This window comes from Paracoccus sigandri, assembly GCF_003709565.1.
Classification (GTDB): Bacteria; Pseudomonadota; Alphaproteobacteria; order Rhodobacterales; family Rhodobacteraceae; genus Paracoccus; species Paracoccus siganidrum.
The window spans coordinates 108,882-129,766 of record NZ_QNRC01000004.1; the positions used below are offsets into that span (position 1 = coordinate 108,882).

A 20,885-nucleotide genomic window follows, 5' to 3' on the forward strand; every position below is an offset into this window, starting at 1 on the left:
TTTCAACCTGTCTCTCGTATTACCGCCCGAAGCTGTTATATTGAGGGAAGAATGTGACCGGGATGGCGAACGCCTTGCATATCGACACGCTGAAATTCTCGCGCAGGCTGGTCGCGGCAGGCATGGAGCCCGCGGCGGCAGAGGCGATTGCGGAAACCTTCGGGGAAATCGACACCAGCGAACTGGCCACGAAAAGCGATCTGCGCGAATTGCGGGCCGAAATGCGCGAGATGGAAAACCGGCTGGTCATCAAGACCGGCGGAATGATCGTCGGCGCATTGGCCATCCTGATGGCGCTGATGCGGCTGATCCCGCCGGGCTAGAATTCCTTCAGCCCGTCCTGAACTTTCTTCGGCAAGCCATCGCGGATGATGCGATAACTGGCTTCGATGCGGTGGTGCAGCTCGGCCTCGTCGCTGTCCAGCGGCAGCGCGACCCAGCTGCGATGCAGATAGGCGGCCCGCTCTGCGACCCCCGCCTCGATCAGCATTTCGGCGGTATCCGCGCCGTCGGTCTTGACCGAGACCGAGGGGGTGATCGCGCCCGTCACCGCGAACATCTTGCCGCCGACCTTCCAGCAATCATGCCCGCCGCCCCAGGGATCGGAACATTCGGCCCCCGGCAGGGCGGCGCAGATGCGGTTGACGGTCTCGCGGCTCATGCGCCCTCGCGGTGGTTTCCTTCGCGGCGGTCCAGCCGGATCAGGATGCCGTCGCGGCCGCGCACGGTCAAGCGGGCGACCGGGACCGGCGCCCTGTGCCCCGGCGACAGGTGGAAAGCCGCGGTGATCCGGGCCAGCATGACCACGCCCTCCAGCATCGCGAAGCCGGCGCCGGGGCAGACCCGCTGGCCGGCCGAGAAGGGGATATAGGCGTCGCGGGCCGAGGCCTTGCCCGATTGCGTGTCCCAGCGGCCCGGATCGAAGTCATCGGGGCGGTCCCACAGCCGCTGGTGGCGCTGCAGGTGCCAGGGCGACAGCACCAGCTGCGCACCCTTCGGCACCGGGCGGTCGCGGAAGGTCTCGGGTCGGGTCGCCTCGCGCACCATCATCGGCACCGGGGGATAGAGCCGCAGCGCCTCGCGAAAGGCGGCGCGGGTGGCTTTCAGCCCGCTGGCGGCGGTGAAATCGCGCGCCAGGTCCGCGCCCTCGGCGGCGACGCGGTCCTGCCATTCGGGATGGGCCGCCAGCAGCCACAGCGCCCAGGCCAGGGCCGAGGCGCTGGTTTCGTGTCCGGCCAGGAAGAAGATCGCCACCTGGTCGACCATTTCCCGCGCGTCGAAGCAGCGGCCGGTCTGCGGGTCGGGCGTGGTCATGATCTTGGAGGCCAGATCGGCGGGGGCGGTGCCTGCCCGGATCGCCGTCATGCGGGCGGCGACGAGATCCTGGATCAGGCCGCGGATCTGGGCGGCGGTGGCGCGGGTGCGGTGGGAATGCGGGCGTGGCAGCCAGCGCGGCAGGGGGACCATCGCGGCCAGGTTGACGATGGGCTGGGCGTCCTGATGGGCGCGGAAGGCGCGAAAGACGCGGGCGGCGATGTCATGCTCGATCGGCAGGGAAAACAGCGCGCGGAAGATCACGTCGGCGGCGGCATGGCTGGCCTCGGGCTCGATGTCGATCTCGCCGGGCGTCAGCCGGGCAAGGGCGGCGTCCGAGGCCTGCCAGATCGCCTCGAAACTGTCGCGCAGCCGGCCGCCCTCGAAGGCGGGGTCGATGATGCGGCGCTGGCGGGCCCACTCGGCGCCGTTGGTGACGAAGATCGAATTGCCCAGGAGCGGCGCCAGCCCCTCGCGCAGGCGGTCGGATTTCGGGAAATCGCCGGGCCGGTCGCGCAGGATCAGCCGCACCAGCGCCGGGTCGTTGCACAGGAAGCTGTGGATCAGCGGGTTGCGGAACTCGGCCATCCAGGCGCGGTAGAACCGCTCGGGCAGGGCCGAGAGCAGGTCGCGCCGGAAGCCGCGCGCCAGGCGCAGGAAGCCGCTGCGGCCTTGCGGACCCTGGGGTCGGGGCGGGATCACGCCAGCCCCCGCCCGGCCGGGCGGGTGATCCGGGCCGGCGAGGGCGCGCGGGCGGCAAAGCGCGCCCCCAGCGCCAGCGGGCCGGCGGTGATCGCGAAATAGTCGTAGTCGCCCGGCCGGTCGAAGGCGCAGAGATACTGGAAATGCTTGCGGAACCAGCGCCCGCGCAGCGCCCGCTGGCGCTGGGGTGAAAGCGTCTGGGTGAAGGCGGCCGAGATGACCAGCGGCCAGCGCTGGCCGGGGCCAGCCACGCCGGTGACGGCCACCGGATCGCAGAGGCCGAAGCAGCAGGCATCGCCCGGCGCGGTGACGTCCAGCCAGAAGATCTCGGGCCGTTCCGACAGGAAGGCCAGGTCCGCGCGCAGCCGCTGCGAGCGCGGCAGGAAGGACGCCATCGGCACCACATGGCCAAGCGTCAGCAGCGACAGCGCCGGGCCGGTCGCGGGCAGGCGCCCGGCGCGGATCAGGTCGGCCAGCAGCGACACCGCCAGATAGGCGCCCGAGGAATGGCCGACGACCAGGACCTCGTCCAGGTCCTCCTCCAGCGCCTCGGCTAGGCGGGTGGCGAATGCGCCGAGGCGGGCTTCCAGCTCGGGCGGGTAGGCGCCGCCGTTCCGGGCGGTGAAGGCATAGTCATGCATCAGGTAATAGGCGAAGATCCGGTGGTCCTGCCGCCTGAACCAGGCCAGCACGCCCCAGAGGCAGGCCAGCGCCGCCGCAAGCCCCGCCGCCCAGCCCAGCCAGCGGCCCAGCAGCCACCCGGCCAGCGCGCCCGCCAGGCAGGCCAGCAGAAGCTGCGCCAGAAGCACCGCGATCGGGTAGAGCGCGGCGATGACCGGGGCCAGGCGCAGCCGCATCAGCCGCATGAGCGCGCCCGAGCCGATATAGGCCCAGGCGGTCGTCACCAGCTGCAGATAGGTGGCCGCGATGCCGCTGCGCATGGATTGCTGGACCAGGTCGGACCAGACCAGCACCTCGATCCGGGTGCGGGCGCGGCCTTCGGGAAAGCGGCCCTCGACCGACCAGCCGAAAGGGGCGGGATCGCGCGCTTCGGCGGCGGGCGTGACCATGGCCAGCCGATAGCCCGAGATGCGCGCCTGCTGTCCCCCCTCGCGGCGGTAGAGTTCGCGGTAGCGGCGCGGCGGGATGGGGTCGAAGCCGGGCAGGTAAAGCACCTTGCGTCGGAACGAAGCTGTCATGGCGAGGTGGTCATGGCGCGGCCTCTTGCTGCAGGGCAGCAGGATAGGTGAATTCCGTTCCTGCGCAAGGGGGTTAGCCCTGGGGGGTTAGCCCTGGTGCCAGCGGGCCTCGTGCTGTTCGATCGCGGCGATGCGGCGCGCGGCGGGCGGGTGCGAGAGGAACCATGCCGGCATCGCCGCGCGCCCGCCCGCCATCCGGTCCAGCTTGCGAAACAGCGATTTCTGCGGGCCGGTGCCCAGCCCGGCGCGGATCATCAGCGCGCTGGCGAAGCGGTCGGCCTCGTATTCGTCCTGCCGCGACAGCCGGGCGGCGATGGCGGTGGCGACCAGGTTGGCGATCCAGGCGCCGATGCCGGGCAGGAAGCGGCCCAGCACGCCGGCCAGCGCCAGCCGGATCGCGTTCTGGCCCGCGAAGTCGATCATCCGCCGGCGCGAATGGCCGAGGCTGACATGGCCGAGTTCATGCGCGATGACGCTGGCCAGTTCCTCGGGCGTGACCTCGCAGGCGTCCAGCTTGCGGATGAAGCCGCGGGTCAGGAAGATCCGGCCGTCGGGCGCGGCGAGGCCGTTCACCGGCTCGACCTCGTAGATATGGGCGCGGATCGGCGGCAGGTCCATCGCCTCGCCCAGCCGCTTCAGCATCGGGCTGAGGCGCGGGTGGCTGAGCGGCGTCGATCTTTCGTTCAGCTCGTGCTTCAGCCGCCATGCGGAGAAGAACCACATCGCGGCGAGATAGAGGATCAGCAGGATGATCGGCGTGAATTTCAGCATGGGGTGAAGCTGGGGACGATCGGGGGTGGCGTCAAGCGGGCGGTGGCCGGGTGGCGACGCCGACATGGGTATTTGGGCAACGAAGAAGCCGGCGGGTCAGCCAAGCAGGCGCATGGCCTGGGTCAGGCCTTCCAGCGTGAGCGGCATCATGCGGTTTTCGAAGATCTGGCCGATCATCGCGATGGAGGGGATGTGGCGCCAGTGCGGCCGCGGCACCGGGTTCAGCCAGACATGGTCGGGCCAGGTCTCGGTGGCGCGGCGCAGCCAGATCTCGCCCGGTTCGGGATTCCAGTGTTCGTTGGCGCCGCCGGGGGCGACGATCTCGTAGGGCGACATCGAGGCGTCGCCCACGAAGATGCATTTGTAGTCGCGCCCGTAGCGGTGCAGGATGTCCCAGGTCGCGGTCTGCTCCGTCCAGCGGCGGCGGTTGTCGGTCCACACGCCCTCGTAGAGGCAGTTGTGGAAGTAGAAATGCTCCATATGCTTGAATTCGGCGCGGGCGGCGGAAAAGAGTTCGTCGACCAGCCGCGTGTGGTCGTCCATCGAGCCGCCCACGTCCAGAAACAGCAGCACCTTGACCGCATTGCGGCGTTCCGGCCGGGTCTGCACGTCGATATAGCCGTGATCGGCGGTGGCGCGGATCGTGGCGGGCAGGTCCAGTTCCTCGGCCGCGCCGTGGCGCGCCCATTGCCGCAGACGCTTCAGCGCCACCTTGATGTTGCGCGTGCCCAGTTCCACGCTGTCGTCGAAGTCGCGGAATTCGCGCCTGTCCCAGACCTTGACCGCGCGGCGGTGGCGGCTTTCCTGCTGGCCGATGCGCACGCCCTCGGGATTGTAGCCATAGGCGCCGAAGGGAGAAGTGCCCGCCGTGCCGATCCACTTGTTGCCGCCCTGGTGGCGGGATTGCTGCTCGGCCAGGCGCTCGCGCAGCCTGGCCATCAGCTCCTCGAAGCTGCCGCTGGCCTCGACCTGGGCCCTTTCCTGGTCGCTCAGCAGCTTTTCGGCCAGTTGCTCCAGCCATTCCCTCGGGATCGTGCGCTCGCTGACCAGCGCCTCGACCGGGACCTGTTCCAGCCCCGAGAACGCCTCGGCGAAGGCGCGGTCGAAGCGGTCCAGGTGGCGTTCGTCCTTGACCAGCACCAGCCGCGCGAAGTGATAGAAGCCGTCGACCGACCAGCCGGGGATCCCGGCTGCCATGCCGGCCATCAGGTCCAGCCATTCCCGCAGCGAGACCGGAACCCCTTGCCGGCGCAGGCTGTCGAGGAACGGCAGGAACATCACAGCATCCGTTCGATGGCGATCGTGGCGAAGAGGCCCAGCACCGCAAGCGCCATCGCATAGGCGGCCGCGTATTGCGCCCGGTCGCGGCGGTCTCCGCCAAGCTGGCTGGCGCGGCGCCAGCCCAGAAGGGCGCCGAGAATGGCTGCTGCGATGACGATCATGGCTGCCTCTGTCGTTCCGTCGTCCCGCAGATAGACCGCCCCGCCCCCCCGCGCAACCGAAGTTGCGATTCGGCCCCTTTGGCGGCAGGCTGGTAGTCGGGCCCATCGGGGGAAACGCGCATGGCTGAAATGGAGGAGATCCGCCGCAGGATCCGTGCCTCTCATCTGGGGGACGAGACCCAGCTGATGGCTCAGATGGTCCGCGACCTGGCGCCGGACGGGGGCGCGCGCGCCGCGATCGCGGCCGCGGGGGCCGACCTGGTGCGGGCGGTGCGCGGCGGCGCCCGGCCCGGCCTGATGGAGGTGTTCCTGGCCGAATACGGGCTGTCCACCGAGGAGGGCGTGGCGCTGATGTGCCTGGCCGAGGCGCTGCTGCGGGTGCCCGATGCCGCGACCATGGACGAGCTGATCGAGGACAAGATCGCGCCCTCGGAATGGGGGCAGCACCTGGGCCATTCGGCCTCGCCGCTGGTCAATGCCTCGACCTGGGCGCTGATGCTGACCGGCAAGGTGCTGCGCGGGGACGAGACGCCGGGCATCGCCGGCCATCTGCGCAATGCCGTCCGCCGGTTGGGAGAGCCGGTGATCCGCAGTGCCGTGCATCGCGCCATGCGCGAGATGGGCCAGCAATTCGTGCTGGGCGAGACCATGCAGGCGGCGATCCGGCGCGGCCGCGACCGGGTCGCGAAGGGCTTCACCTACAGCTATGACATGCTGGGAGAGGCCGCCCGGACCGCCAGCGACGCGGCGGATTACCTGGCGGCCTATGAGGGGGCCATCGCGGCGCTGGCGGCGGGCCGCGGGGAGGGCGATCTGCGCGACCGGCCCGGCGTCTCGATCAAGCTCTCGGCGCTGCATCCGCGATACGAGGCCAGCCAGCACGACCGGGTCATGGCCGAGCTGGCGCCGGTGGTGCTGCAGCTGTGCCGCCTGGCCGCGCGGGCGGGCATGGGGCTGAACATCGATGCCGAGGAGCAGGACCGGCTGGACCTGTCGCTGGACGTGATCCAGGCGGTGCTGTCGGACCCATCGCTGGCGGGCTGGGACGGGTTCGGCGTGGTCGTGCAGGCCTATGGCAAGCGCGCGACGGCGGTGATCGACTGGCTGGAGGCGCTGGCCGAGCACGAGGACCGGCGGATCATGGTGCGGCTGGTCAAGGGCGCCTATTGGGACAGCGAGATCAAGCGCGCGCAGGTGGACGGGCTGGCGGGCTTCCCGGTCTGGACGCGCAAGCCCGCCACCGATGTCGCCTGGATCTGCTGCGCGCGAAAGCTGCTGGCCAGCCCGCGCATCTATCCGCAATTCGCCACCCACAACGCCCATTCCGTCGCGGCGATCCTGCATCTGGCGGGCGAGGATCGCGATTTCGAGTTCCAGCGCCTGCACGGCATGGGCGAGGCGCTGCACGACATCGTCAAGGCGCGGCACGGCACGCGCTGCCGCATCTATGCCCCGGTCGGCGCGCATGAGGACCTGCTGGCCTATCTGGTCCGCCGCCTGCTGGAGAACGGCGCCAATTCCAGCTTCGTCAACCGCATCGTGGACGACTCGATCCCGGCGGACCAGGTCGCGCCGGACCCCTTTGCCGAATGGGACCAATTGGCCGGTCATCCCGCCCGCGGCGTGCGCCATCCCGAGGCGCTGTTTGCCCCGGCGCGGCTGAATTCGCGCGGCTTCGATCTGCGCGACCCGCTGGTGCTGGCGCGGATCGAGACCGCCCGCGCGCCTTTCGCCACCCATCAGTGGCAGGCCGCCCCGATCCTTGCCGCGCCCGACGCGAGCGAGGCGCGCGCCCCGCAAGAGGTCGTCAACCCGGCCCGGCCGAACGACCGCGTGGGGCGGGTGGCGCTGGCCTCGGGGGCCGACATCGAGGCGGCGCTGGAGGGCGCGGGCAGCTGGGACGTCTCGCCCGCGACGCGCTCGGTCATCCTGCGGATGGCGGCGGACCTTTATGAGGATCATTTCGGAGAGCTTTTCGCGCTGCTGGCGCGCGAGGCGGGCAAGGCGCTGCCCGACGCGGTGGCGGAACTGCGCGAGGCGGTGGATTTCCTGCGCTATTACGCGGGCTTCGCCAGCGCGGAGGCGTCGCGCGGCATCTTCGCCTGCATCTCGCCCTGGAACTTCCCGCTGGCGATCTTCACCGGCCAGGTCGCGGCGGCCCTGGCGGCGGGCAACGCGGTGCTGGCCAAGCCGGCCGAGGCGACCAGCCTGATCGCCCATCGCGCCACCCAGCTGCTGCACAAGGCCGGCGTGCCGGTCCATGCGCTGCAATTGCTGCCGGGCGAGGGCGCGCGGGTCGGCACCGCGCTGTGCAGCGATCCGCGCGTGGGCGGGGTCTGCTTCACCGGATCCCTGCCCACCGCGCAGGCGATCAACCGGGCGATGGCGGCGAACCTGTCGCCCGATGCGCCGCTGATCGCGGAAACCGGCGGGCTGAACGCGATGGTGGTCGATTCCACCGCCCTGCCGGAACAGGCGGTGCGCGACATCCTGGCCAGCGCCTTCCAGTCGGCGGGGCAGCGCTGTTCGGCGCTGCGGATGCTCTATGTCCAGAAGGATGTCGAGGAGCGGCTGCTGACCATGCTGCACGGCGCGATGGACGAATTGCGGCAGGGCGATCCCTGGGATGTCTCGACCGATATCGGCCCGGTCATCTCGGCCCATGCCAAGAACGGCATCGACGAACATGTCACCACCGCCCGCGATCAGGGCCGCGTGCTGCACCGGCTGCGGCCGCCGGGACGCGGCCATTACGTCGCGCCGGTCACGATCCGCGTCGGCGGGATCGAGGATGTGGGCCGCGAGGTCTTCGGCCCGGTGCTGCATGTGGCGCGCTTCGAGGCGCGCGACCTGGACCGGGTGCTGGGGGCGATCAACGCCTCGGGCTATGGGCTGACCTTCGGGCTGCATACGCGGATCGACGACCGGGTGCAGCATGTGGACAAGCGGCTGGCGGTGGGCAACCTCTATGTCAACCGCAACCAGATCGGCGCGGTGGTGGGCAGCCAGCCCTTCGGCGGCGAGGGGCTGTCGGGCACCGGCCCCAAGGCGGGCGGGCCGCATTACGTCCCGCGCTTCCGGGCGGTGGCCGCGGCGCGCAGGCCCGCCCCCGAGATGCCGCCGGCCGATGCGAAGGCCGTGCAGGCGGCGCTGGACAAGGCCCTGACCGACAGCGCCACCGCGCGCGAGACGCAGCTTCTGCCGGGGCCGACGGGCGAATCGAACCGGCTGACGCTGCACGCGCGCGGCACCGTGCTGTGCCTGGGGCCCGATACCCCCGCGCAGGCCGCCATCGCCGCCGCGCAGGGCTGCGCGGCGGTCGAGGTCGCGGGCCATCTGCCCGCCGACGCGCTGCGCGACCTGTCGGGCATGGCGCTGGTCGCCTGGGACGGGCCCGAGGACCAGGCGCGGCTCTATCGCATGGCGCTGGCGGCGCGGGGCGGGCCGATCGTGGCGCTGGTCCATTCGGGCGAACTGGCCGCCCATGCGCTGCTGGAGCGGCACCTGTGCATCGACACCACGGCCTCGGGGGGCAATGCCTCGCTGCTGGCCGTGGCGGGGTGACGGAAGCGGCTTGGCGGCTCACGTTCCCGTGATATGCTGCCCCCCGGATTGACCAGTGCCGGAGGGAACCATGCCGACGCGCCGCCGCTTCGTGACGCTTGCCCTGGGGACGACGGCGCTGTCGCTGTCGGGCTGCGGGATTTCGGGGGTGATCCGGCCGGGGCCGCCGGTGCGGCTGCCGGGGATCGGCATCGACGCGCATATGCATCTGTTCAACGGCACCGACGTGCCGGTGATCGGCTGGCTGACGCAGGTGGATTTCACCGCCGAGGGCGGCGGCTCGGTGCCGGAACTGACCAAGTCGCCCCTGGTGCGGATGCTGGTTTCCTTCATGGTCAGCCTGACGCCGACCGCGGGGGATGAACTGGCCCGGCTGCCCGGCAGCCTGCCCCGGCCCAGCCCGCAGCAGATGGAGGAGGAGGGCAAGGAACGACTGGCCGGTTTCCTTGCCGCCTATCAGGCCCAGACCCAGCCCGATCCGGCCTCTGATGCCTTGCGCACGGCCCCGCCGCCCGATCCGCAGCTGGCCGAGGACCGGGCGCTGTTTCAGGCGCTGGCCGATGCGGCGGGGGTGTCGCTGGACGATCCGGCCCCCGCGACCGGCCTGCGCAGCCGCGCGGCGCGCGATCCCGAGGCCGAACGCCTGGCCAAGGCGCGCGAACTGGCCGAGGGGCTTTTCGACCCGGCCCGGCAGGCGGGCGATCCGGGCGCGGAATCGCTGGCCGGGATGGTCAGATGGGCCGAGATGATGACCCGCGACCGGGCCCGGATCCTGCAGCTTGCCGCCAGCCTCTATGGGCGCGAGGGCGAGGCGCGGATCTTCTGCGGCCATCTGCTGGACATCGGCATGTGGCTGCGCCCGGCCGAGCGCAAGCAGAGCGACCCGGACCAGCTGATCGACCTTTTCGCGGAACTGTCCCGCCGCCGCCGCGACGTGCTGCTGCTGAATTTCGTGGGCTTCTGCCCGCTGCGCGCCGCGCTGGAGGGCGAGGCGGTCCATCACCGCGTCCGGCGCGCGATCCTGCAGCAGGGCTATGCCGGCGTGAAGCTCTATCCGCCGATGGGGTTCCGGCCGATCGGCAATGGCGGCATCAGCTTCGCCCATGCCAGGCGCGCGCCTGCGGGCGGGGGCGCGGCGATCGACCGGGAACTGCACCGGCTTTACGCCTGGTGCGATGCCAATGACGTGCCGGTCGCGGCCCATGCCTCGGCCAGCATGGGGGCGGGGCCGGGGACCGCCGCCTATTCGGCGCCCTGGCATTGGGCGGCGGTGCTGCGCCGATACACCGGCCTGCGGGTCAACCTGGCGCATTTCGGCGGCTTTGGCGGCCATGGCAACCCGCAATGGGAGGTCGAGCTGATCGGGATGCTGGGCAGCTTCCGCAACCTCTATTTCGATACCGGCTTCTGGACCGAGACCATGCAGGGCGCGCCGGAACGGCCGGGCTCTCTGGCGCTGACGCGGCAGCTTTTCGCGGCCGAGCCGCGCGCGGCCGAGCGGATGCTTTATGGCAGCGACTGGTCGATGATCGCGCGCCTGCCCAGCCATCCGCGCTTCCTGCGCGACTTCCTGGATTTCGCGCAGGACCTGACCGGCAGCGAGGCTGGGACCCGCGCCATCATGGGCGACAATGCGCTGCGCTGGCTGGGGCTGGACCGGCCGGGCGCGCAATCCGCGCGGCTTGGCGCGGCCCATGGCGGCCACCCGGTCTGGCGGCTGATCGCGTCGGCCTAGCCGCGCAGCATCCGGCGGAAGGCGTGCCAGCTGGCTTTCGGCACCCGGCGCATTGTGGCGTAATCGACATGGACCAGCCCGAAGCGCGGGCCATGGCCGAAGGCCCATTCGAAATTGTCCAGAAGCGACCAGTAGAAGAAGCCGCGCAGGTCGACGCCCCGGTCCATCGCCGCCTTCGCGGCCCGCAGGTGATCCCCGATGAAGGCGATGCGGTCGGGGTCCCGGCTGGGATCGTCGCCCGCCGCCAGCGCCATGCCGTTCTCGGTCACATAGAGCGGCAGGTCGCCGCAATGGTCGTTCTTCAGCCGCAGCAGGAATTCGGTCAGCCCCTCGGGGCGGATCTCCCAGCCCATCTGGGTCTTGGGCAGGGGGCCGGGCCGCGCCTCGGCATGGGGCCAGGGGCCGGGCGCGTGGCGGTAATGGGCGCGGGTGTAGTAGTTGACGCCCAGCCAGTCCAGCGGCGCGGCGATCGCGGCCATGTCCTGCTGCCAGCCGGTCGGCAGATGCGGCTCCAGCGCCCGCAACGCGGCTTCGGGATAGCCCTGGCCCATCAGGGCGCGGATGAACCACTGGTTGTAGATCGCATCCTGCAACTCAGTGGCGGCGCGGGAGTCGGGGCTGTCCTCGGCCGGGGCGGCGGTCTCGAAATTCAGCACGATGCCCAGGTTTTCCGCCCCCTCGGCGCGCAGCGCGGCCAGCGCGGTTGCATGGGCCAGAAGCGTGTTGTGCATGGCGTGGCCCGCCGCGCGGATGTCGCGCAGGCCGGGCGCGTGCTGGCCCAGGAAATGCGACAGCCAGGCGATGCACCAGGGTTCGTTCAGGGTGGCGGCGCTGGCGATTCGGTCGCCCAGCCGGGCATGGACCACGCGGCAGTAATCCGCGAAATGCGCCGCGATGTCGCGATTCTGCCAGCCGCCGCGGGTGGCCAGCGCGGCGGGCAGGTCCCAGTGATAGAAGGTCAGGAAGGGCTTCAGCCCGCGTTCCAGCATCCCGTCCACCAGCCGGTCGTAGAAATCCAGCCCCCGGGCGGCGGCGTTGCGCCCGTCCGGCATGATGCGCGCCCAGGAGGTCGAGAAGCGATAGGCGTCGAAGCCGGCCTGCTGCACCAGGTCCAGGTCCTCGGGCCAGCGGTGGTAATGGTCGCAGGCGCGGCGGGCGTCGCTGTGATCGGCGATGGTGCCGGGCGTGGCGGCGAATGTGTCCCAATGCGACGGCCCGGCCGCGCCGAAGCCGGAGCCCTCGATCTGGAAGGCCGAGGTGGCGGCGCCGAAGACGAAATCCTTCGGGAAGTCGCGGCGGGACGGCAGCATGGGATCCTCCTCTGTTTGCGCAAACAACTGCCATGATTTGCCGGGTCGGGGAAGCCTTACCTGTGGGAAAGGGCCCGTGTCAGTTGCAACTGGCGGCGTGCTGGGGCATGAAGCGGGCATGACCGAGAAGCGTGCGAAACAGCTGGAAGAGGCGCTGCGTGCGGCGGGGGTGCGGGTGACGCGGCAGCGTGCGGCGCTGCTGCGGGTGCTGGCCGAGAGCGCCGACCATCCCGACGCGGCCGAGCTGCATGCGCGGGCCGAGGCGGCGGGGGCGGGGGTGTCGCTGGCCACCGTCTATCGCACGCTGACCACGCTGCAGGCGCAGGGGGTGATCGAGAAGCTGGAATTCCAGGGCGAGCCCGCGCGCTGGGAAGCGGCCGACCAGCAGCATCACGACCACATGATCGATGTCGAGACCGGCGAGGTGATGGAATTCACCAGCGACCGGATCGAGCGGCTGCAGGCCGAGATCGCGGCCGAGATGGGCTATGAGATCGTCCATCACCGGATGGAGCTTTACGTGCGCCGCAGGCGCGGGGGCGTGCCGGGCTAGGGGAAGGGGGCGCTGCCCCCGTCGCCTGGCGGCGACTCCCCCGGGATATTTGGGCCAAGATGAAGATGGCGGAATTGCGGGTTTTCGACAGGATCATTTCCGATCGCGGATCGCGCTATGCGGTGTCGGGCGCGCCGGCCGCAAGCCGGGCCGAGGTGGCGGCGCTGCTGGCGGGGCTGAAGCGGAACAAGCGCTTTGCGAAGGCCACGCATCATTCCTGGGCGGCGGTCCTGGGGGGCGAGCCGGTCAAGGAGGACGATGGCGAGAGCGGGGCGGGGGCCTTGATCCTGCAGATGCTGGAGCGCGCGCGGCTGGCCGATCACGTCGTGGTGGTCACGCGCTGGTATGGCGGCAAGCATCTGGGGGGCGACCGGTTCCGGCATGTCGCCGACGCGGTGCGGCATTACCTGAAGGAGACCGGGCTGGCGGGCGGCGAGGGGCGCCGGGGCTGAGGATCGGACCGCGGGGCAGGCTGGCGTCGGTTGCTGGCTGGCCTTGTCCGGGCGGCGGGTCTCGATGGGCTGGCGGGCGAAGGCGTGCTGGCGGTTTCGGCTTGCTGGAATGCGCGCGGGCGTCTGGCTGGCTGGCGATCTGGCAGGGCTGGCGACATGCTGGCAGGTTCTGCGGCGGCTGGCAGGCGATGGCTTGCTGGCGGCACGGGGGCTGGCTGGATCGACATCCTGCTGGCGGGGGTCTTTCCGGACGGCGGGCTGGCGAAGGCTGGCTGGCGGGTCCGGTATCAGCTTGCTGGCAAGGGGCTGGCTGGCTGTCTTGAGGCTGTTTAGGTGATTCGCCGGGCGAGGTCAAGAAACCTGTTTGTTTTCAAATAGTTGACTGAAATACTCGGGTGTATTGAGATAAGCGTTTTTGTCGGGATTTGGTTGCCGGCCAGACCATGCGAAGGCACCCACAAAAAAAGGCCCGTCTTTGCGGGCCGTTATGACGGATTGTCCGGTTGCTCAGGAGGCGTCGCACCCCGCGCGGCAGGTGGTCGGGCAGCGTGATCGCGTGGCCCTCGCCGAGTTCGATCAGCATGACCAGCTCCATCGCGGAATGCGGCGTGCGTTTGACGTCATAGGTATCCTCTTCGTTAAGGGCGCGTCACGGGGATGAGCCGGATCCTGTCGCCGGGGGTGACGCCTTTCGCGACACGGCAGGCGGGGGGGAGAATTTCGACCCGAGATCAACGTGAAGTTGTATTTCTCCCGTGATTTTGCGGCATAATGGACAAATTCCGGATAACCGTGTGTTGACCGATCGGCAGATTCTTGCGCATCCTCGCGGTTCCGTGACCATGTTTGGCCCGGAGCGATTCCGGGAGCGGATTGGAGAGATGGCCGGCCTGTCGATGCGGATTGTGGGGCGACATCTGAACGGGGGCGGGCTGGCCGCGCGCGTGCTGCGCGGCTCGATGGTGACGCTGATCGGTTTCGGCGGCGGGCAGGCGCTGCGGTTGGTCAGCAACCTGATCCTGACGCGTCTGCTGGTCCCCGAGGCCTTCGGCCTGATGATGCTGGTCACGGTGCTGATCATCGGGCTGAAGATGTTTTCCGACATCGGCATCGCGCAATCCATCCTGCGCAGCCCGCGCGGCGACGAGCAGCTGTTTCTGGACACCGCCTGGTCGCTGGACCTGATCCGGGGCGCGCTGCTGTGGGGGCTGGCCTGCCTGCTGGCGCGGCCGATGGCGGATTTCTACGACATCCCGCAACTGGCCCAGCTGCTGCCGGTGACGGCACTGGTGCTGCTGATCGGCGGATTCGAGCCGACGCGGGTCGATACCGCCGCGCGGCACATGGAGCTGGGCCGGATCACCGCCTTCGAGCTGGCCAGCCAGGCCTGCGGCATCCTGGTGATGATCGGGCTGGCGGCGCTGACCGGCTCGGTCTGGGCGCTGGTCGCGGGGCAGATCGTCGCCTCGCTGATCCGACTGGGGCTGATGGTCCGGGGCCTGCCGGGGCAGGGCAACCGCTTCCGCATCGACCCGACCGCGCTGCGCGAACTGCTGGGCTTCGGCATCTGGATCTTCGCCAGCACGGTCGCGGGCTATCTGGCGGCGCAGGGCGACAAGCTGGTCTTGAGCAAGTTCCTGACGCTGGAGATGCTGGGCATCTACAATATCGGCTATTTCCTGGCGGCCGTGCCGGGGATGCTGGGCGGCGCGCTGGTCGGGCGGCTGATGATCCCGCTCTATCGCGAACGCCCGCCCTCGGCCTCGGCGGCGAATTTCGCGGCGCTGCGGCGCTTCCGCTTCCTGCTCAGCGGGTCGCTGGTGGGGCTGGGGCTGTTCCTGGCGGTGATCGGGGTCTGGCTGGTCGGGCTGCTCTATGATCCGCGCTATGCGGCGGCGGGGCCGGTGCTGGTGCTGTTGTCGCTGGCCTTCCTGCCGCAGCTGATCGTGCAGAGCTATGACCAGATCGCGCTGACCGTCGGGGCCTCGCGCATGTTCTGCCTGGTCAGCGTCGCGCGGGGCGCGCTGATGCTGGCCTGCGTCGGGGCGGGGGCGGCCTGGCTGGGCCTGAAGGGCGCGGTCCTGGGGCAGGCGCTGGCCTATCTTCTGTCCTATCCGATCGTGGCGTGGCTGGCCTGGCGCTATGGCGCCTGGGACCCGGTTCACGACGCGATCATGGGGCTGGTGTCCATTGTTGGTGCGGGATTCGCCCTGTGGCTGCATGCGGCCACGATCGCGGCGCTTCCCTGATGTTTTGACGGGCGTGGGTTTTTCGAGGACGCGACATTGACCGTCTACAGCCAGTTCGGCGTGGAGCAGACCGCTGCAATGACGCACAGCCAGCTTGGTCTGCTGTTCGAGAGCCAGCTTTCGGGCAAGCCCGCGCTGAACGTGCTGCAGGTCCTGTGCCGATTCGAGGGAGAGGAGCCCGACGCCCCGGCCCTGGCCGCGGCCTGGCAGGACCTGGCCGCGCGCCATGACGTGCTGCGGCTGCAGCTGAACCCGCTGGACCCCGAGGGGCCAAGCCAGTCGCTCATGTCCGGGGTCGTCGTCGATTTCGCCCGCCAGGACTGGAGCGACCAGGAGGCCGAGGTCCAGGAGGCGGCGCAGGACCTGTGGCTGGAGCAGGACCGGCGCCAGGGCATCCGGCACGATTGCGCGCCCTCGTGGCGGGTGCGGCTGATCCGGCTGCAACCGATGCGCTGGGTGATGGTCTGGACCTTCCACCATGCGCTTCTGGACGGCGGCGGCTACCGGCTGCTGCTGCACGACCTGTTCGTGCTCTACCAGACGCGCCGCGCCGGGGGCGTGCCGGCGCCCGATGCGCCGGGCCGTCCGGGCTTCGTGGATCATTGCCGGGCGGTGGCGGCGCTGGATCACGGCCCGGCGCAGGACTTCTTTCGCCGGCACCTGTCGGGCGTCGATGCGCCCAATGTGCTGGACCCCGTCTTCGCGCCGACGCCCGAGGACGCGGCGGCCGCCGATCCCCAGGTCCGCCGCTGCATTTCCGACCGGCTGCCCGAGGATCTGTCCGAGGCGATCCGCGACCGGGCGCGGCGGGCGCAGGCGACCACGGCGAATATCGTCTCGGCGGCCTGGGCGCTGGTGCTGGCGCGCTGTTCGGGCCGGGACGAGGCGCTGTTCGGGCTGACCCGCTCGGGGCGCCACCTGCTGCCGGGCGGGGCGGGGATCGCCGGCTGCCAGATCAACACGCTGCCCTGCCGGGTGCGGCTGGCGGGCCAGACGCTGGACGGGCTGCTGCGGCAATTGCGCGGCTTCACGCTGGACACCCGCGCGCATGAGCATGTGCCGATGTCGGCCCTGGCGGGGATCTGCGACATTCCCGGCGGGGTCGGGCTGTTCGACAGCATCGTGATGTTCGACCGCGGCTCCCTGCCGCGGCAGATGCGGGCGCTGGGGCCGGAATGGGCGCATCGCCGGTTCGAGGAATACAGCCAGATGGCGACCGGGCTGACCCTGTCGGCCTATGACGATCCCGAAATGCTGCTGCGGCTGGAATACGATCCCGCCAAGGTCTCGGACCGGGGCGCGGTGCGGCTGGCGGATTACCTGCGCGGCGCGCTGGTCGCGATGGCCGGGGCCGGCGACGTGCCGCTGTCGCGCATCGACATGCTGCCCGCCGCCGAATCGCGCCTGCTGCTGTCGCGCGGGGTGCCGCAACTCGCGACCGTCGCGGACCCCGAGGGCGTGGCGGCGCGCTTCGAGGCCGTCGCCCGCCGCCATCCCGACCGGCTGGCCGTGGTGCAGATCGGCGCGGCGGGCGGGCTGAGCTTCGGCGCGTTGGACGCCCGCGCCAACCACCTGGCGCAGCAGCTGCGCGCGCAGGGGGTCGGGCCGGGCGATATCGTCGGGCTGGCGCTGCCGCGCGGCCCTGATTTCGTCGCCGCCATGCTGGCCGTCCTGAAGGCGCAGGCGGCCTTCCTGCCGCTGGATCCGACCTATCCGCTGGCGGTGCTTCAGGACATGATCGGCCGCTCGGGCGCGGTGGCGCTGCTGTCCTGCGCGGATGCCGCCGCCAATCTGGGGCCGCAGGCGATCCCGGTGCTGCTGCTGGACGATCCCGCGCTTGGCGGCGAAAGCGCCAGCCCGCCCCCGCGCGGCCCCCACGACCCCGAGCGGCGGGCCTATGTCATCTTCACCTCGGGCTCGACCGGCCGGCCCAAGGGGGTCGAGGTCCCGCACCGGGCGCTGTCCCAGCACGCCCAGGCGATCACCCGCATCTTCGGCCTGACCGGCGACGACCGGGTGCTGCAATTCGCCAGCCTGAATTTCGATGTCTCGATCGAGGAGATCCTGCCCACGCTGCTGGCGGGGGCGCGGCTGGTGCTGCGCAACGACCAGGTGGCGCAATCCATGCCCCTCTTGCTGGCGGCGTTAAAGGAACAGGGCATCACCGTCAGCAACCTGCCGACCGCCTTCTGGCATGTGCTGGTCGCGCATCTGGAGGATTCGCGCGGCGCGGCCCGGCTGCCCGACAGCCTGCGGCTGGTGATCGTGGGCGGCGAGCGGATCTCGGGCGACCTGCTGCTGCGCTGGCGCCGGCTTTGCCCGCAGGTCCGCTGGCTGAACTGCTATGGCCCGACCGAGGCGACGATCACCTCGACCTGGTACGACGCGGCCGATCCCCCCTTCGAGGGCGGCGAGGTGCCCATCGGCCGGCCGACCGATCATGCCCGCGCCCATGTCATGGCCGCCGACGGCTCGCTGGCGCCCGATGGCGTCGGCGGAGAGCTGTGGCTAGGGGGTCCGGCGGTGGCGCTTGGCTATCTGGGCCGGCCCGACCTGACCGAGGCGGCCTTCCCGCCCGACCCGTTCTTCCCGCCCGCGCGGCTCTATCGCAGCGGCGACAAGGCGTCCTGGCGCGAGGACGGGCTTCTGGCCTATCACGGCCGCATCGACCGCCAGATCAAGCTGCGCGGCTACCGGATCGAACTTTCCGCGATCGAGGCCGAGCTGGAGGCCGATCCGGCGGTGGCGGCGGCGGTGGCGGGGCTGGACCGGCCCGGCAGCGACCAGGCGCGGATCCTGGCCTGGGTCCGGCTGCACGAAGGCGCGGGCCCGGTCGACGAGGCCGCGCTGGCCGAGGCGCTGCGGCGGCATCTGCCCGCCCATATGCTGCCGCAGATCGTGACCGTGGAGGAATTCCCGCAGACGCCGGGCGGCAAGGTCGACATGGCCCGCCTGCCGCGCCCCGCCGCGACGCAGGAGGAGGACGGGGGTGATGCGGACCAGCCCGTCGATCCCGCCACCGCGCAGGTCCAGCAGATCTTCTGCACGCTTCTGGGCCGCGACCGGGTCGGCCCCGACCAGTCCTTCTTCGACCTGGGCGGCCATTCGCTGCTGTCGGTGCGGCTGATGAGCCTGCTGGAGCGCCATTTCGGGCAGCGGCTGACGCTGGCGACGCTCTATCTGGCGCCGACGCCGCGGCTGATCGCCGCCGAGCTGGCGCGCGGCCAGGCGGACGAGCTGCCCAACTGCCTGGTGCCGATCCAGCCCCTGGGCCACATGCCGCCGCTTTTCGCCGTCCATATCCTGGGCGCGGGCGGGGCCTTCTTCCGGCCGCTGGCGGCGCATCTGGGCGATGACCAGCCGCTGATGGGGCTGACGCTGGACCTGCTGGACCCGGCCGCGCCGACGACCCTGCCCGAGATCGCCGCGATCTATCGCGCCAATATCGACCGCCTCGCGCCCGACGGCCCGGTGCAGCTGATCGCGGTGTCGCAGGGCAGCTATCTGGCCTTCGAGCTGGCCCAGCAATTGCTGGCGGCGGGGCGCGATGTCGCGGCGCTCTACCTGCTGGATGCGGAAGGGCCGGGCGGCCGTCCCCGCCGCGCGCCGCGGGGTGGGATCACCCATTACCTGTCGCGGCTGCGGCGCAATTTCCGCGGTGTCGTGACCGGGCGCTGGCAGACCGTGCGGGGTGAGCTGGGCTTCCGGCTGGAGCGGCTGCGCCTTGGACTTGCGCGCCGCGGCCGGGTCTTCGGCCTGCTGGGCCACCGGGGCAATGTCGCGGCGCATCAGGCGGCGATCGACCTTGCCATCGCCGCCTATCACCCCGCCCCCTATCCGCGCGAGATCACGCTGTTCCGCGCCGGCGACGACCACGGCGACACGCCCGAGGGTATCGCCTCGGGGCTGGGCTGGAACGTGGTCGCCCCGGCGGGGCTGCGCATGATCCGGACCGGCGGCGCGCATCTGACCATGCTGCAGGAACCGCATGTGCGCGAGCTGGCCGGCCACATGCGCCCATTGCTGGAGCGGGCGGCGGCGGCGGATCGGCCCCCGCTGTCGGCACCCATCCGCGGTTTTCCGCCCGCCTGCGAAAACGATCCGGAATAAATCCCGGAGACCGGCGTTCTTGCTGTATCGAGGCAGGGCGACAGTCCCGCCCTGCGCAGCTGGAAGGACGGAAAGATGGCACGCATCATCGGCAATGACGAAGCGAATCGGCTGAACGGCACCTCGGTTGCGGACCTGATCTATGGCCGCGACGGCGAGGATACGATCCGCGGCAATGGCGCCAACGACACGATCCACGGCCAGGACGACGACGACCTGATCTATGGCAATGCCGGGCATGACCTGATCTGGGGCGGCAAGGGCTCGGACCGGCTGTTCGGCGGCAATGGCAACGACACCATCTATGGCGGCAGCGGCAACGACCTGCTGGATGGCGGCAAGGGCCATGACCGGCTTTTCGGGGGCGAGGGCAATGACACCCTCCGCGCCGGGGCCGGCAACGACTACGTTGTGGGGGCCGAGGGTAACGACGTCATCCGCCTGGGCGCCGGCAACGACCGCGCCCTGGGCGGCGAGGGCGACGACCTGATCATGGGCATGGCCGGTAACGACACCATGTCCGGCGGCGAGGGCAACGACACGCTGAACGGCGGCGCGGGCAATGACGTGATGACCGGGGGCGAGGGGGCCGATCGCTTCGTCTTCAACGGCGGGCGCGACCGGATCACCGATTTCGAGCCCGGCGACGACGAGATCGACCTGCGCAGCTGGAACGGCCTGAACAGCTGGTCCGACGTGCGCGGCGCCGCGCGCCAGGTGGGCAGCGACGTGCATATCGACATCGGCAGTCACAAGCTGATCATCGAGGATTTCCGGGTTGGACAGATGGACAGTGACGACTTCCTGTTCTGAAGAACGGCTTGACCGTCGAGCAGGGAGGGGCCAGAGATGGCCCCTCTTTTTTTCATGGGCGCGGACGGCATGTATCCCGATCTCTATCTGATGCGGCATGGCCAGACGGAATGGAACGCGGCCGGCCGGATGCAGGGGCGGCTGGATTCGCCGCTGACCGCCCTCGGTTTGGCGCAGGCCGAACGCCAGCGCGACCTGGCGGCGGGGATCGCGGCCGCCCGCTTCGCCAGCCCGCAGGGCCGGGCGCTGGCCACGGCACGGATCGTCTTCGGCCCCGCACCCTTCGCCACCGATCCGCGCCTGGTCGAGATCGACATCGGCGACTTCACCGGCGAGGCCTATCTGCCGCTGCGCGAACGCCTGCCGCAGGTCTTCGCGGGCGGGCGGCTGGACTGGTATGACCGCGCGCCGGGGGGCGAGGGCTTTGCCGGCCTCTCGGCCCGCTGCCGCGCCTTCCTGGACGGGCTGGACGGTCCGGCGCTGGTCGTGACCCATGGCATCACCCTGCGGATGCTGCGGATCATGGCGCTCGGCTGGCCCCTGTCGCGGCTGGACGAGATGGCCGTCGAACAGGGTGCGATCCATGTCGTCGCCGGCGGGCGGCACGAGCTGCTGCGCTGACTGCGGACATGCGCTTCCATGATGTGGAATGACCTGGCCCGGCCGGGCAT

General features: G+C 70.6%; 17 protein-coding genes. 9 read left to right on the forward strand and 8 right to left on the reverse strand.

Annotation, left to right across the window (positions count from 1 at the left end; translation table 11 throughout):
* Positions 1–62: 62 nt before the first annotated feature.
* Positions 63–323: a DUF1640 domain-containing protein gene (locus tag C9E82_RS04695; RefSeq protein ID WP_119897209.1), complete on the forward strand. Its 261-nt coding sequence runs from the start codon at positions 63–65 to the stop codon at positions 321–323.
* Here C9E82_RS04695 and C9E82_RS04700 read toward each other — a convergent pair.
* From C9E82_RS04700 to C9E82_RS24385, 6 genes are all read right to left on the reverse strand, one after another.
* On the reverse strand, positions 320–661 hold the full coding sequence (locus C9E82_RS04700; RefSeq protein WP_119897210.1) for an MmcQ/YjbR family DNA-binding protein: 342 nt from the start codon (positions 659–661) through the stop codon (positions 320–322). The two genes, C9E82_RS04695 and C9E82_RS04700, sit on opposite strands and share 4 nt — an antisense overlap.
* Complete coding sequence (locus tag C9E82_RS04705; RefSeq protein WP_240643455.1) at positions 658–2,016, reverse strand: cytochrome P450; 1,359 nt, start codon at positions 2,014–2,016, stop codon at positions 658–660. Before C9E82_RS04705 ends, C9E82_RS04700 begins: the two co-directional genes overlap by 4 nt.
* Positions 2,013–3,215: a hypothetical protein gene (locus C9E82_RS04710; protein WP_119897211.1), complete on the reverse strand. Its 1,203-nt coding sequence runs from the start codon at positions 3,213–3,215 to the stop codon at positions 2,013–2,015. Before C9E82_RS04710 ends, C9E82_RS04705 begins: the two co-directional genes overlap by 4 nt.
* A gap of 87 nt (positions 3,216–3,302) precedes the next feature.
* Positions 3,303–3,986: a M48 family metallopeptidase gene (locus C9E82_RS04715; RefSeq protein ID WP_119897212.1), complete on the reverse strand. Its 684-nt coding sequence runs from the start codon at positions 3,984–3,986 to the stop codon at positions 3,303–3,305.
* 96 nt (positions 3,987–4,082) lie between these two features.
* Positions 4,083–5,264, reverse strand: coding sequence for a vWA domain-containing protein (locus C9E82_RS04720; protein WP_119897213.1), 1,182 nt, complete (start codon positions 5,262–5,264; stop codon positions 4,083–4,085).
* The gene (locus tag C9E82_RS24385; protein ID WP_170162018.1) at positions 5,264–5,428 is read right to left on the reverse strand and encodes a hypothetical protein; all 165 of its coding nucleotides are present in this window, start codon (positions 5,426–5,428) and stop codon (positions 5,264–5,266) included. The genes C9E82_RS04720 and C9E82_RS24385 overlap by 1 nt, the downstream gene beginning before the upstream one ends.
* Before the next feature lie 120 nt (positions 5,429–5,548).
* On the opposite strand from C9E82_RS24385, the gene putA reads away from it, so the two are divergent.
* Together putA and C9E82_RS04730 are read left to right on the forward strand one after the other, a co-directional pair.
* The gene (gene putA / locus C9E82_RS04725; RefSeq protein WP_119897214.1) at positions 5,549–8,992 is read left to right on the forward strand and encodes a bifunctional proline dehydrogenase/L-glutamate gamma-semialdehyde dehydrogenase PutA; all 3,444 of its coding nucleotides are present in this window, start codon (positions 5,549–5,551) and stop codon (positions 8,990–8,992) included.
* 70 nt (positions 8,993–9,062) lie between these two features.
* A complete protein-coding gene (locus tag C9E82_RS04730; protein ID WP_119897215.1) occupies positions 9,063–10,727 on the forward strand; it encodes an amidohydrolase family protein in 1,665 nt (554 codons plus the stop codon).
* Here the strand turns inward: C9E82_RS04730 and C9E82_RS04735 are convergent.
* Positions 10,724–12,037, reverse strand: coding sequence for a GH1 family beta-glucosidase (locus C9E82_RS04735; protein WP_119897216.1), 1,314 nt, complete (start codon positions 12,035–12,037; stop codon positions 10,724–10,726). The two genes, C9E82_RS04730 and C9E82_RS04735, sit on opposite strands and share 4 nt — an antisense overlap.
* A gap of 118 nt (positions 12,038–12,155) precedes the next feature.
* Here C9E82_RS04735 and C9E82_RS04740 point away from each other — a divergent pair, with 118 nt between their 5' ends.
* Both C9E82_RS04740 and C9E82_RS04745 read left to right on the forward strand, forming a co-directional pair.
* The gene (locus C9E82_RS04740) at positions 12,156–12,590 is read left to right on the forward strand and encodes a Fur family transcriptional regulator (RefSeq protein ID WP_119897217.1); all 435 of its coding nucleotides are present in this window, start codon (positions 12,156–12,158) and stop codon (positions 12,588–12,590) included.
* 65 nt (positions 12,591–12,655) lie between these two features.
* Positions 12,656–13,042, forward strand: coding sequence for a YigZ family protein (locus C9E82_RS04745; protein ID WP_122449211.1), 387 nt, complete (start codon positions 12,656–12,658; stop codon positions 13,040–13,042).
* Positions 13,043–13,412: 370 nt separating this feature from the next.
* Here C9E82_RS04745 and C9E82_RS24030 read toward each other — a convergent pair whose 3' ends face one another.
* The gene (locus tag C9E82_RS24030; RefSeq protein WP_147393130.1) at positions 13,413–13,625 is read right to left on the reverse strand and encodes a hypothetical protein; all 213 of its coding nucleotides are present in this window, start codon (positions 13,623–13,625) and stop codon (positions 13,413–13,415) included.
* Positions 13,626–13,938: 313 nt separating this feature from the next.
* Between C9E82_RS24030 and C9E82_RS04750 the strand changes: the two genes are divergently transcribed.
* The 4 genes from C9E82_RS04750 (at position 13,939) to C9E82_RS04765 (ending at position 20,835) form a co-directional block, all read left to right on the forward strand.
* Positions 13,939–15,291 (forward strand): oligosaccharide flippase family protein, encoded by a 1,353-nt coding sequence (locus C9E82_RS04750; RefSeq protein ID WP_119900248.1) that lies wholly within the window; start codon positions 13,939–13,941, stop codon positions 15,289–15,291.
* A 36-nt stretch (positions 15,292–15,327) separates the two neighbouring features.
* Complete coding sequence (locus tag C9E82_RS04755; protein WP_119900246.1) at positions 15,328–19,401, forward strand: non-ribosomal peptide synthetase; 4,074 nt, start codon at positions 15,328–15,330, stop codon at positions 19,399–19,401.
* Positions 19,402–19,476: 75 nt separating this feature from the next.
* Positions 19,477–20,214: a calcium-binding protein gene (locus C9E82_RS04760; RefSeq protein ID WP_119900245.1), complete on the forward strand. Its 738-nt coding sequence runs from the start codon at positions 19,477–19,479 to the stop codon at positions 20,212–20,214.
* 36 nt (positions 20,215–20,250) lie between these two features.
* Positions 20,251–20,835: a histidine phosphatase family protein gene (locus C9E82_RS04765; protein WP_240643644.1), complete on the forward strand. Its 585-nt coding sequence runs from the start codon at positions 20,251–20,253 to the stop codon at positions 20,833–20,835.
* Positions 20,836–20,885 lie beyond the last annotated feature (50 nt).

Excerpts from the sequence above, each read along its gene's own strand:
- C9E82_RS04715 (WP_119897212.1), bottom strand. The coding sequence starts at position 3,986 with ATGCTGAAATTCACGCCGATCATCCTGCTGATCCTCTATCTCGCCGCG.
- C9E82_RS04740 (WP_119897217.1), top strand. The coding sequence starts at position 12,156 with ATGACCGAGAAGCGTGCGAAACAGCTGGAAGAGGCGCTGCGTGCGGCG.
- C9E82_RS04745 (WP_122449211.1), top strand. The coding sequence starts at position 12,656 with ATGGCGGAATTGCGGGTTTTCGACAGGATCATTTCCGATCGCGGATCG.
- C9E82_RS04710 (WP_119897211.1), bottom strand. The coding sequence starts at position 3,215 with ATGACAGCTTCGTTCCGACGCAAGGTGCTTTACCTGCCCGGCTTCGAC.
- C9E82_RS04750 (WP_119900248.1), top strand. The coding sequence starts at position 13,939 with ATGCGGATTGTGGGGCGACATCTGAACGGGGGCGGGCTGGCCGCGCGC.
- C9E82_RS04735 (WP_119897216.1), bottom strand. The coding sequence starts at position 12,037 with ATGCTGCCGTCCCGCCGCGACTTCCCGAAGGATTTCGTCTTCGGCGCC.
- C9E82_RS04695 (WP_119897209.1), top strand. The coding sequence starts at position 63 with ATGGCGAACGCCTTGCATATCGACACGCTGAAATTCTCGCGCAGGCTG.
- C9E82_RS04720 (WP_119897213.1), bottom strand. The coding sequence starts at position 5,264 with ATGTTCCTGCCGTTCCTCGACAGCCTGCGCCGGCAAGGGGTTCCGGTC.
- C9E82_RS04730 (WP_119897215.1), top strand. The coding sequence starts at position 9,063 with ATGCCGACGCGCCGCCGCTTCGTGACGCTTGCCCTGGGGACGACGGCG.
- C9E82_RS04760 (WP_119900245.1), top strand. The coding sequence starts at position 19,477 with ATGGCACGCATCATCGGCAATGACGAAGCGAATCGGCTGAACGGCACC.
- C9E82_RS04765 (WP_240643644.1), top strand. The coding sequence starts at position 20,251 with ATGGCCCCTCTTTTTTTCATGGGCGCGGACGGCATGTATCCCGATCTC.
- C9E82_RS24030 (WP_147393130.1), bottom strand. The coding sequence starts at position 13,625 with ATGCTGATCGAACTCGGCGAGGGCCACGCGATCACGCTGCCCGACCAC.
- C9E82_RS24385 (WP_170162018.1), bottom strand. The coding sequence starts at position 5,428 with ATGATCGTCATCGCAGCAGCCATTCTCGGCGCCCTTCTGGGCTGGCGC.
- putA (WP_119897214.1), top strand. The coding sequence starts at position 5,549 with ATGGCTGAAATGGAGGAGATCCGCCGCAGGATCCGTGCCTCTCATCTG.
- C9E82_RS04700 (WP_119897210.1), bottom strand. The coding sequence starts at position 661 with ATGAGCCGCGAGACCGTCAACCGCATCTGCGCCGCCCTGCCGGGGGCC.